This is a genomic window from Caballeronia sp. ATUFL_F2_KS9A (assembly GCF_023630765.1).
Classification (GTDB): Bacteria; Pseudomonadota; Gammaproteobacteria; order Burkholderiales; family Burkholderiaceae; genus Caballeronia; species Caballeronia zhejiangensis.
Map to the genome: position 1 here is coordinate 108,976 of NZ_JALQEK010000012.1, position 10,867 is coordinate 119,842.

General features: G+C 63.9%; 9 protein-coding genes. 4 read left to right on the forward strand and 5 right to left on the reverse strand.

All coding sequences use genetic code 11. The features are described 5' to 3' along the window. Positions 1-1,257, reverse strand: a complete 1,257-nt coding sequence (locus NCS67_RS10565) for a metallophosphoesterase family protein (RefSeq protein WP_034471513.1) — start codon at positions 1,255-1,257, stop codon at positions 1-3. 149 nt (positions 1,258-1,406) lie between these two features. On the opposite strand from NCS67_RS10565, the gene NCS67_RS10570 reads away from it, so the two are divergent. Further along, the gene (locus tag NCS67_RS10570) at positions 1,407-1,661 is read left to right on the forward strand and encodes a hypothetical protein (RefSeq protein WP_175980481.1); all 255 of its coding nucleotides are present in this window, start codon (positions 1,407-1,409) and stop codon (positions 1,659-1,661) included. On the opposite strand, the gene rsmA is transcribed toward NCS67_RS10570, so the two are convergent. The 4 genes from rsmA to NCS67_RS10590 all read right to left on the reverse strand — a co-directional run bounded on the left by rsmA (position 1,643) and on the right by NCS67_RS10590 (position 7,331). After that, positions 1,643-2,458: a 16S rRNA (adenine(1518)-N(6)/adenine(1519)-N(6))-dimethyltransferase RsmA gene (gene rsmA / locus NCS67_RS10575; protein WP_008342822.1), complete on the reverse strand. Its 816-nt coding sequence runs from the start codon at positions 2,456-2,458 to the stop codon at positions 1,643-1,645. The two genes, NCS67_RS10570 and rsmA, sit on opposite strands and share 19 nt — an antisense overlap. 27 nt (positions 2,459-2,485) lie before the next feature. Further along, complete coding sequence (gene pdxA / locus NCS67_RS10580) at positions 2,486-3,457, reverse strand: 4-hydroxythreonine-4-phosphate dehydrogenase PdxA (protein ID WP_250435158.1); 972 nt, start codon at positions 3,455-3,457, stop codon at positions 2,486-2,488. 4 nt (positions 3,458-3,461) lie between these two features. Then, the gene (locus NCS67_RS10585; RefSeq protein WP_008342825.1) at positions 3,462-4,805 is read right to left on the reverse strand and encodes a peptidylprolyl isomerase; all 1,344 of its coding nucleotides are present in this window, start codon (positions 4,803-4,805) and stop codon (positions 3,462-3,464) included. A 135-nt stretch (positions 4,806-4,940) separates the two neighbouring features. After that, positions 4,941-7,331: an LPS-assembly protein LptD gene (locus NCS67_RS10590; RefSeq protein WP_239295125.1), complete on the reverse strand. Its 2,391-nt coding sequence runs from the start codon at positions 7,329-7,331 to the stop codon at positions 4,941-4,943. Positions 7,332-7,558: 227 nt separating this feature from the next. On the opposite strand from NCS67_RS10590, the gene NCS67_RS10595 reads away from it, so the two are divergent. The 3 genes from NCS67_RS10595 to purB all read left to right on the forward strand — a co-directional run bounded on the left by NCS67_RS10595 (position 7,559) and on the right by purB (position 10,757). Further along, entirely contained in the window at positions 7,559-8,584 is a 1,026-nt protein-coding gene (locus tag NCS67_RS10595; protein WP_250435160.1) for an aminoglycoside phosphotransferase family protein, read from the forward strand. A gap of 6 nt (positions 8,585-8,590) precedes the next feature. Next, positions 8,591-9,292 carry an N-acetylmuramate alpha-1-phosphate uridylyltransferase MurU gene (gene murU, locus NCS67_RS10600; protein ID WP_250435162.1) on the forward strand — a complete coding sequence of 234 codons (702 nt, stop codon included), beginning with the start codon at positions 8,591-8,593 and terminating at the stop codon, positions 9,290-9,292. Between the two features lie 76 nt (positions 9,293-9,368). Next, entirely contained in the window at positions 9,369-10,757 is a 1,389-nt protein-coding gene (gene purB / locus NCS67_RS10605; RefSeq protein WP_239295128.1) for an adenylosuccinate lyase, read from the forward strand. Positions 10,758-10,867 lie beyond the last annotated feature (110 nt).

The window sequence follows — 10,867 nt, forward strand, 5'->3', positions numbered from 1 at the left end:
TTACTCCGCGTCCGATAATTGCGCGATCAGCCCCGAGCGCACTTCGGCGACGAGCTTAGCGATTTCGCCATTGCGCACGCGCTCGAGCTCCGGCACGGACTTCTGCAACTCGCTCGGCGCCTGCGACGCCAGTGCGATCAGCCTTTCCTTCAACATGCTCAGAAACTCCGGGTCGGATTCCGCTTCGATGAGAAGACCGTGAAGATCGGCGAGCGCATCGGTGCGGCCGGTGGCGGGCTCGCTGTGCGCGAGCGGCTCGGTCGCGATCCTCACTTTTTCGAGCCAGAGCCGGTCGTGGCTGATCGCGGCGATCTGCGCGAGGACTTCCGCGCGCAGTTGCGCTTCCAGCCCGAAGAGTTCGCCGTGCGCCGCGGTCGCGCCGGCGATCGTCACGCGCACGGCGTGCGGCACGGGCGCCGCGGACGATTCGACGAGCGCTTCGAGCGCACGTCCGACCGCGAGCGCGACTTCATCGAGCGTACCCGCCTGCGATGCGTCGACCGTCACGGCTTCCCAACGCAGCACGTCGATGAAAAGCCGCTCGACGCTCACCTCTTCCGCGTCCGAAACATTGACGATGACCGCGCCGCGCCGTCCCGTCTCGCGGATATTGCGTCCTTGCAGATTGCCCGGAAACACGATGGTCGACGCGTCCTGCCAGATCGCGTAATCGTGCACATGGCCGAGCGCCCAGTAGTGATATTCCTTCGCGTGCAGTTCGGCGACGGAGCACGGCGCGTAGCTCGCGTGCATCGATCCGCCTTCGAGCGCGGTATGCAGCACGCCGATATTGAAATATCCCGCGACCGGCGCCGGATACGCGGTGACGAGATTCGTCGTGACCGCTTTTTCCTTGAAGCTGTGGCCGTGAAGCGCGACCTTCAGATCCTCGATGAGAAAGGTCTGCGGCTTTCGCGTCGAGAACGTGTGGACGTTGTCGGGCAACTGAAGCTGGCTCGTCATTTCGCTTTCGGCGTCGTGATTGCCGAAGAGCACGTACACCGGAATGCCCGCGCGACGCAGCCGCCCCATTTCACGGCAAAAGAAGATGCCCGTGTTGTGATCGCGCCAGGTGCCGTCGTAGAGATCGCCGGCGATCACCATGAAGTCGACTTGCTCGTCGACCGCCACCGACACGAGCTTCGAGAAGGCCTCGCGCGTGGCGTTGCGCAGCATGTCCGCGGGCGCGTCCGCGTAGGCGGAGAGGCCGTGCAACGGGCTGTCGAGATGGATGTCCGCCGCGTGTATGAAGCGCATGGCGCTCGCTCCTTTCAATGGGACCGACGATCATAGCAGCCGGTCAAGACACATCGTGTCCCGATCGACGATGCGTCTTCGGGACGCGATATGTCCCGCCCCGCTCGCAGAATCACTCGTCCGGATTCAACGCGAACAAGGACAAGACGATGAACGCAACACTCGAACGAGACGCCACGATCACGAGCCCTTACACGCCGGGAAACGTCGATGCCGCAATCGGGCATCTGGAACGCGTGCTGTCGGCGGAAGGCGCGAATTCGCTGTTCGGCCAGACTTATTGGCGCACTCGCGTGCAGCAGGTGAGCGCGACGCGTGGCCTGCTTCACGAGCAGCGCGTGCGGCTGGAACGGCTGATGAAACTGCTGTCGGATGCGGGCCGCGTTCAGCCCTTCGAGCGCTGAACGGCTTGTGCCAGCGCGACGAATTCCGCGACCGGCACTTCCTCGGCGCGGCGCGTGAGATCGAAGCCGAGCGCGTCGAAATCGATCGCGTCGCGGTACGCGCTCAGGTTGTTGCGCAATACCTTGCGGCGCTGCGCGAACGCGGCTTTGACGACGTCGCTCAGCACGGTTTCGTCGACTTCGGGCAACTCGTGCGGCGCGAGCGGAATCATCCGCACGATCGCGGAATTCACCTTCGGCGGCGGATTGAACGATTCGGGCGGCACGTCGATCAGCTTGTCCATCACGTAGCGGTATTGCAGCATCACCGAAAGACGCCCGTAGTCCTTGCTCGCGGGTTCGGCGATCATGCGCTCGACCACTTCGTCCTGCAGCATGAAATGCTGGTCGATGACCTTGTGCGCGAACGTCGTCAAATGGAACAGCAGCGGACTCGAAATGTTGTACGGCAGATTGCCGACGATGCGCAGCGTCGGCTTCTCACTTTCGAGCGCGAGCGAAGCGAAATCGAAGTCGAGCGCATCGGCGGAATGCACGACGAGCCTGTCGCCGAAACGCTTTTCCAGACGGCCGATCAGATCGCGATCCAGTTCGACGGCGTGCAGCGGCGACTCGGGCGTGGCAAGCCGCTCGATCAGGGGCTCGGTGAGCGCCGCGAGGCCCGGCCCGATTTCGACCATGCGCTCGCCGCGCTTCGGCGCGATCACATCGACGATGGAATCGATCACGCCCTGATCGACGAGAAAGTTTTGCCCGAAGCGCTTGCGCGCGAAATGGCCTTGGTGTTTGGTCGACATACTGATTCGAATTGAATGCGCGCGAGTTCAGGCGCTGCGCTTGTGGCGCGCCATCGTAACGGCGGCATCGATGGCGGCGATCATGCTGCCCGGATCGGCGCGGCCCGTGCCGGCGAGATCGAGCGCGGTGCCGTGATCCACCGACGTGCGGATGATCGGCAAGCCGAGCGTCACGTTGATGCCTTCGCCGAAGGTCGCGTACTTCAGCACCGGCAAGCCCTGGTCGTGGAACATCGCGAGCACGCAATCGGCGTCTTTCAGATAGCGCGGCTGGAACAGCGTATCGGCGGGATACGGACCGGGCGCATCGATGCCGAGCGCACGGGCGCGTTCGAGCGCAGGCGTGATGACGTCGATTTCCTCGCGGCCCAGATAGCCGTTTTCGCCCGCGTGCGGATTGAGCCCGGTGACGAGAATGCGCGGCGCGGGCAAGCCGAAATGCGCGCGCAGATCGTGATCGATGATGGTGAGCGTTTCGACGAGACCGTCGATGCTGAGCGCCGCCGACACGTCCTTCAGCGGCAGATGCGTGGTCGCGAGCGCGACGCGCAACGGACGTTCGCTGGAACCCGCGAGCATCATCACGACGCGCGGCGTATGCGTGCGCTCGGCGAGGTATTCGGTGTGGCCCGTGAAGGGCACGCCGGCATCGTTGATGGTGCTCTTTTGCAGCGGCGCGGTGACGATGCCGTCGAACCGGCCGGAGACCGCGCCGTCGATGGCGGCATCGAGCAGACCGAGCACGTAGCGCCCGTTCGCCGCATTCAGTTTGCCCGCTTCGGCGGGAACGGCGAGCGCGTGATGTTCGATGTCGGCCGAGTCGGGCCATGCGCCGCCCGCGCGGGACGTGAGCAGATCGCGATCGCCGAGCACCGTGAAGCGCGCCGATGGCCAGCGCTCGCGCGCCTCGCGTAGCGCCGCCGCCGTCAGTTCCGGGCCGACGCCGGCCGGCTCGCCGGTCGTAATGGCGATGGCGAGCGGTCGGGCATCGGCATTCATGCTGTTACTGCGCTTGGGCAGCGACGCCCTTGTACTGCACGTACGCGGTGTCGCGCAGTTCGCGCAGCCAGTCGGAATACGCCTGCTCGGCCTTGCGCTGGCCGATCGCCTGACGCGCGATGTCGAGTTGCTGCGACGCCGATCCTTCCGCATCCCGGCGAGCGAGCACCTGAATCAGGTGATAGCCGTACTCGCTGCGCACCGGATCGCTGACCGCGCCGTCCTGCAGGTTGTTCATCGCGCGCTCGAATTCCGGCACGGTCTCGCCCGGGCTGATCCAGCCAAGATCGCCGCCTTGCGACGCCGAACCGTCCTGCGAATACGTGCGCGCGAAGTTGGCGAAATCGCCGCCGTTCGCGACCTGCTGCTTGATGTCGAGCAGCCGCTGGCGCGCGGCCTGTTCCGACATACCGTCCGACACGCGCAGCAGGATGTGGCGCACGTGCGTCTGCACGAGTTTCGGCGCATCGCCGGCGGTGCCCTGGCTCGCGCGGCGATCCACCAGCTTGATGATTTCGAAACCGCCGTCGGTGCGCAGCAGCGTCGGCACGACCTGGCCCGGACGCAGCGTCGACACTGCAGTCACGATGCCCGCCGGCAGCGAGCCGGGCGCGCGAAAACCGAGATCGCCGCCCTTGCCGGCGTCCGTGTCCTGCGAATTCTGTTTTGCGAGCTTGGCGAAATCGTCGCCGGCCTGCGCCTGCTTGAGCACGGCTTCGGCCTGCGCCTGAACCTTCGCGACTTCGCTTTCCGGCGCGTCCGACGGCAGCTTGAACATGATGTGCTGCAAACGCAGATCGCTCGCGTTGCGCGCGCCCGGACCGCGCTGGCTGGCGATGTAGTTCGCCACTTCGCCGTCGGACACGGTGATCTTGCTATCCACTTCCTTTTCGCGCAGCTTCGAGAGCGTGAGCTCCGTGCGCGCGTCGCGCATGAAGGTGGACCAAGGCACGCCCTGCGCCTCGATGCGCGAGCGGTAGACGTCGAGCGTCATCTGGTTTTGCTGCGCGAGACGCGCGAGCGTGCGGTTCACGGTGGCGTCGTCGATGACAATGCCGTCTTCCTTCGCCTTCTGAAGCTGAATGCGCTCGATCACCATCTGATCGAGCACTTGCCGCTGCATCTGATCCGCAGGCGGCACCGGCGCGTTTTGCTGCTGGAGACGCTTGACGATGAGGGCGGTGCGCTCTTCCAGTTCGCGCTGTGTGATGACGCCGTCGTTCACCACCGCGACGACGGAATCCGCGACCTGCACATTGCGATTCGACAACGCCTGCGCACCGGCCGGCGAACTCAGGATCAGCGCGCCGACCAGCACGCCCGCTGCGATTGCCGTCGATCGAAACATATTCACGTTTGCCACAGATACTCCATCAAATACGGACTTCACCGTTCGTGTCCTGCTTGTGTGTCCTGCCCTGCGCGGCCGCCGACGCGCTTTTCGCTGCACGTCCGTGGACGCCGCGAGCCCGATGATCCGGCCTCACTCGTAATCGCTGTACCGGGAGAGCGGCGGCGCCGCTGCCGGCGGCGGCTGATAACCCTGAACGCTCGCGCGGAACGCGCTGACGAGCCCGTTGTCGACGTTCGACAAGCCCTTGAACGTCAGCTGCGCGAGCACGCGCGTGCCCGAGGACGGCTGGCCCAGCGTGTTCACGCCGTTGGCGTAGCGCTGCATGCCGAAGCCGAACGCCCAGCAGTCGGCATCGTACTGGAAGCCCAGAAGCCCGTCGACGAGACGATGGCTCGCGAGATCATAGTTCACGCGGCCGACGGCATAGAGACGGTTCGTGAGCGGCCATTCGCCCGAGACCAGGATCTGGTTGATCGGCTCGTTCACCAGCGTTGTCTGGTTCGAACGCGTGTAGCGATAGCCGACGTTGATCACCTTGCGCGCGCCGGGACTGAACGCAAAGCCGATGCTCGAGCGCACGAGCTGGTTGTTGTCCACATTATATTGGAACGCAGTTTCCGAAGCGAAACCAGCACCCAGCTTGATGGCCGCGCCGGCGATCAGGTCGGAGTGCTTTGCCTGTCCCGGCGGCTGATCCGGCGAGATCGTGACGCGCTGGCTCTGGAAATAATACTGCTGCGCGATGACGAAACGCGCACGCTCGTCGCCCGTCGCCGGGTTGATGAAGCGCGTGGTCAGGCCGGCCGTCAGGCGATTTGCGTCCGCGATCCGGTCGTTCCCGACAAACGTGTTCGGCGTGTAGATTTCAGCGAGACCGAAGTCGGCTTCGGCGGTATCGAAAATCGGCGCGAAGTCCTGATTGTGATACGGCGTGTAGACGTAGTAGAGCCGTGGCTCCAGCGTCTGGATGTAGTCCTGCCCGAAAAGCCGCACCGAGCGGTCGAACACGAGGCCCGTGTCGAAGCTGAGCGTCGGGATCGATTCGGTGAAGTTCTTCGGCTGCCCCGCGACCGGCGGCGACGAACCCGCGACCTGCGTCGTCGCGATATGGCTCAGATCGTACGAGGCGAAGTGCCATTGCACTTTCGGCGTGACGAAATAACCGGGCGCATTGACGCCGTAGCTCAGGTACGGATTGAAGTACAGCCGGTTGCCGTCGGTGGCGCCGTCGGTCGTGATCGTGAAGCGCGTGGCGTCCAGTTCTGCGCCGTAGTCGAAGCCGCCGACGTTGTACTTGTTGTACTGAACGTTGACCTGCGGCTCGCGGGCGTACGGCGGCGTCGAGGGTTGCAGCGTCTGCCAGCGCTGTTCGCGCGCGAGCACCGACCACGGGCCGTTGTTGTACGTGAGCCCCGCTTCCTGCTGATACAGCAGTTGCGTGCCGTTCAGAAACTGATTCGACGCGTTGCCCAGGTCTTCCGGATATTGATCGTCCGAAACCTTGTTGTAATTGATGTAACCGCCGAAGCCGCTGCCGAAGTTCTGACGGTGCTGCCAGAAGATCGCGTAGCGGTTCGAATGCGTCACGCGGTCATCGGGCAGATAGTTGACGTCGAGCGAGCCCGAATACGTGGGCGACAGATAGCGATATGTCGCCTCGCCCAGTACGCCGCGCTTCGTCATGATGCGCGGCGTGATGGTCAGATCGCGATTGGGCGCGATATTGAAATAGTACGGGATCGTCGCTTCGAAGCCGGTCGTCGAACTGAGCGTGAAGGTCGGCGGCAGAAGGCCGCTGCGACGGTCGCCCGTCAGCGGAAACGACAGCCACGGGCTGCCGAAAACCGGCACGCCCTGGAAGAACAGCACGCCGTTGTGGGCGATGCCCTCTTCGGCGCCGGTGTCGAAATCGAACGACGTGCCCTTGATGTACCACGCCGGATCGGACTCGCACTGGCAGGCCGTGTACGTGCCGTGGTCGATGCGCGCCCGCTCGTTGTCGATCATGTCGGCGCGCGCGGCGCTGCCCGAGCCGCCCGTCAGATTGAAGCGGTACTTCGGGTTCGTCATGAACCCTTCATTCGCTTCCACCTTCAGATGCGCTTCGGGACCGACGAACGACACGCCGTTGTTGATCAGCCTGACATTGCCGAAAGCATCGGCCATGTCGGTGTCCTGGTCGTAGTGGAGCGCGTCGCCCTTGATGACCGTGACCGTGCGCCGGATCTCCGCCGAGCCCTTCGCCGCCATGTCTTCGTCGGTCGTGCCCGTCGCCTTGTCACTGAGGAGGAAGGTCGAGGGCTGCTGGCCGTTTTGCAGCGGGCGTTCCTGGAGCTCCGGCGCGAGGCGCAGGCTGCCCGGGCCGTCGAGCGGCTGCGGATAGGCGGCGTCGCCCACGAGCTGCGCGTGGGCAAGAGCGGGCATCAAGCCTGGAACGGATAGAAGCGCAGCGACGAGCCGCCGCCTGCGTGGCTTGTCGTCGCCTTTGATTTTCGATACGGGAAACTGTCGTGGCGGCATGTATGGGTGGCGGTTCGATCCCGTTCGCGTCCCACGCGCCCGATGCCGCCGGGCAGGCGGCCGCGCCTTTCCGCAGTCACGAACTTGACGGTCCGTTGCTAAGCGGGGACGACACTCGATCGAACGGTGACGCTCACAGTCGTCGGGAGCCTGGTGCCAGGCGTGAAACGGATCGCTTAAAAAAGTCGTGGGGTATTATATGGCAAGATGTTTGGCCCCTCGAATTTATGACGCACATTCCTTCCGACGCCCGCCTGAACCAGCTTCGCTCGTGGCTCGAAAACGTCGCCGGACCCTACCGGCTGAACGTCGCGAGCCTCGCTCCCGCCTCCGCCGATGCCAGCTTTCGCCGCTATTTCAGGCTCGAGAGCGATGCGGCGTTCGGCAAAACGCTCATCGCCGTCGATGCGCCGCCGCCGGAAAAATGCCGCGAATTCGTGCAGGTCGCCGGGCTTCTCGAGGCCGCGAACGTGCATGTGCCGAAAGTTTTGGAAACGGATTTCGACGCCGGTTTCATGCTGCTCACCGATCTCGGCACGACGACTTACATGTCGGTGCTCGACGAAAAGAACGCGCGGCCGATGATGCGCGCCGCGATCGACACGCTGATCCGCTTTCAGCAAACCGCGCGCGAAGGCGTGCTGCCGCCGTTCGACGAGGCGTTCCTGCGCCGCGAGATGGAGCTGATGCCCGAGTGGTTCATCGGACGCCATCTGGGCCGTGAAGTCGCCGCCGACGAACGCAAGACGCTCGACGCCACGTTCACGCTGCTCGTGCAAAGCGCGCTCGCGCAGCCGCAGACTTTCATGCTGCGTGACTTCATGCCGCGCAATCTGATGGTGTGCGAGCCGAATCCGGGCGTGCTGGACTTTCAGGACGCGGTGTACGGCCCGATCACGTACGACATGGCCTCGCTCATGCGCGACGCGTTCATCAGCTGGGAAGAAGAGTTTCAGCTCGATTGCGTCGCGTATTACTGGGAGCGCGCAAAAAAGGCCGGACTTCCCGTCGATGAGGATTTCGGCGAGTTCTATCGCCAGCTCGAATGGATGGGCCTGCAGCGCCACATCAAGGTGCTCGGCCTCTTCGCGCGGATTCACTATCGCGACGGCAAGCCGCGCTATCTCGCCGATCTGCCGCGCTTCATCGGTTATGCGCGCAAGGTCGCGGAACGCTACGCGCCGCTGTGGCCGTTCGCTCGTCTGCTCGATTCGCTGGAAGGGCGCGCGGTCGATGTCGGCTACACCTTTTGATTCACGATGACGCACGCTTTGAAAACGGCGATGATCTTCGCCGCCGGACGCGGCGAACGCATGCGCCCGCTCACCGACCTCTGTCCGAAGCCGTTGCTGCCGGTCGGCGGAAAGCCTTTGATCATGTGGCAGATCGAGCGTCTCGCGGCGGCGGGCGTCGAAACGATCGTCATCAATCATGCGTGGCTCGGCGATCAGATCGAAAGCGCGCTCGGCAACGGTTCTCAATGGGGCGTCGAGCTGCGCTATTCGGCCGAGACCGAAGCGCTGGAGACGGCGGGCGGCATCGCACGGGCGCGTCATCTGATCGGCGATGGCGTGTTCATCGCGGTAAGCGGCGACGTCTTTTGCGACTTCGATTACGCGACCTTGCGCGAGCGCGCCTCGACGCTCACTTCGATGCCCTCGCCCGGCATGCATCTCGTGATGGTGCCGAATCCGCCGTTCCATCCGAAGGGCGACTTCGCGCTGAACGACGGCACGCTCGCGCTGGAAGGCGAGCCGCGCTATACGTTCGGCAACATCGGTCTGTACGACACGCGCATGTTCGACGATCTCGCACCCGGCACGCGCCGCGCACTCACGCCGTACTATCGCGAAACCATCGCGGCCGGGCGCGCGAGCGGCGAGCTCTACGAAGGCCGATGGGAAAACGTCGGCACGCCCGCGCAGCTCCGCGCACTCGACGAGGAACTGCGGGCGGGGTGAGCTTCGGAGATTGGGACGCATCCGATGGTAAAATGCGCGGTTCTCGCGTCTTTTCCTTCCATTGCGACAAGCAATCATGTCCGATACCCGTCCCGATACCCTCTTTGCGCTCACCGCGCTCTCGCCGCTCGACGGCCGCTATGCCGCCAAGACCGAAGCCCTGCGCGACTGGCTTTCCGAAGCCGCGTTCATGCGCCATCGCGTGACGGTTGAGATTCACTGGCTGATCGCGTTGTCGCGCGCGGGTTTCGCCGAAGTGCCGCGCTTCTCCGACGCTTCCGAACAGTTCCTGCTAGGCCTCGCCGAGCGCTTCACCGCGCACGATGCGGCGCGCATCAAGGACATCGAACGCGTGACGAATCACGACGTGAAGGCCGTCGAATACTGGCTCAAGGAGTCGGTCAAGGGCCAGCCGGAACTGGAGCGCGCAAGCGAATTCATCCACTTCGCGTGCACGTCGGAAGACATCAACAACACATCGCACGGTCTGATGCTCGCCGGCGCGCGCGAACGCGTGATTTTGCCCGCGCTGCGCTCGGTGCATGAACGTCTCGTGAAGCTCGCGCACATGCACGCAGAGCAGCCCATGCTTTCGCGCACGCACGGTCAGCCCGCCAGCCCGACGACGCTCGGCAAGGAAATCGCCAATGTCGCGGCGCGTCTTGCGCGCGCGATCACGCGTATCGAAAAGGTCGAACTGCTCGGCAAGATGAACGGCGCGGTCGGCAACTTCAACGCGCATCTGTCGGCGTATCCGGACTTCGACTGGGAAGCGTTCTCGAAAGATGTCGTCGAAAATCGGCTGAAGCTCACGTTCAATCCGTACACGATCCAGATCGAGCCGCACGATTACATGGCCGAACTGTTCGACGCCGTCGCGCGCGCGAACACGATCCTGCTCGACCTCGATCGCGATGTGTGGGGCTACATTTCGCTCGGCTATTTCAAACAGAAGACGAAGGCCGGTGAAATCGGCTCCTCGACGATGCCGCACAAGGTCAATCCGATCGACTTCGAGAACTCGGAAGGCAATCTCGGCCTCGCGAACGCGACGCTGCGCCATCTCGCTGACAAGCTGCCGGTCTCGCGCTGGCAGCGCGATCTCACCGATTCGACGGTTCTGCGCAATATCGGCGTCGCCTTCGGGTACTCGCTGCTCGCTTACGACGCGCTGATCCGTGGCCTCGACAAGCTCGAAGTAAACGCGGCGCGTCTGAACGAAGATCTCGACAATACGTGGGAAGTGCTCGCCGAACCGGTGCAGACGGTCATGCGCCGCTACGGCATCGAGAACCCGTATGAGCAATTGAAGGAACTGACGCGCGGCAAGGGCATCACGCGCGAGGCGCTGCAGACGTTCATCGGCGGGCTGGCGATTCCGGCCGACGCGAAGAAGCTGCTGCTGGAGATGACGCCCGGCTCGTATATCGGCAAGGCGGTGGAGCTGGCGAAGCGGATCAGCTAAGCAAAAAGACAAAAGCCCCGGAATTTGAACTGACCCCGCAAAGTTGGACAGTTTTGGGCTAGGCCGCTAAGGGCTGAGTTCTGTACATCACAGGACTCAGCCCTTTCAGC

Coding starts and splice junctions, on each gene's coding strand:
- NCS67_RS10565 (WP_034471513.1), bottom strand. CDS start 1,257: ATGCGCTTCATACACGCGGCGGACATCCATCTCGACAGCCCGTTGCAC.
- NCS67_RS10570 (WP_175980481.1), top strand. CDS start 1,407: ATGAACGCAACACTCGAACGAGACGCCACGATCACGAGCCCTTACACG.
- rsmA (WP_008342822.1), bottom strand. CDS start 2,458: ATGTCGACCAAACACCAAGGCCATTTCGCGCGCAAGCGCTTCGGGCAA.
- pdxA (WP_250435158.1), bottom strand. CDS start 3,457: ATGAATGCCGATGCCCGACCGCTCGCCATCGCCATTACGACCGGCGAG.
- NCS67_RS10585 (WP_008342825.1), bottom strand. CDS start 4,805: ATGTTTCGATCGACGGCAATCGCAGCGGGCGTGCTGGTCGGCGCGCTG.
- NCS67_RS10590 (WP_239295125.1), bottom strand. CDS start 7,331: ATGCCGCCACGACAGTTTCCCGTATCGAAAATCAAAGGCGACGACAAG.
- NCS67_RS10595 (WP_250435160.1), top strand. CDS start 7,559: ATGACGCACATTCCTTCCGACGCCCGCCTGAACCAGCTTCGCTCGTGG.
- murU (WP_250435162.1), top strand. CDS start 8,591: ATGACGCACGCTTTGAAAACGGCGATGATCTTCGCCGCCGGACGCGGC.
- purB (WP_239295128.1), top strand. CDS start 9,369: ATGTCCGATACCCGTCCCGATACCCTCTTTGCGCTCACCGCGCTCTCG.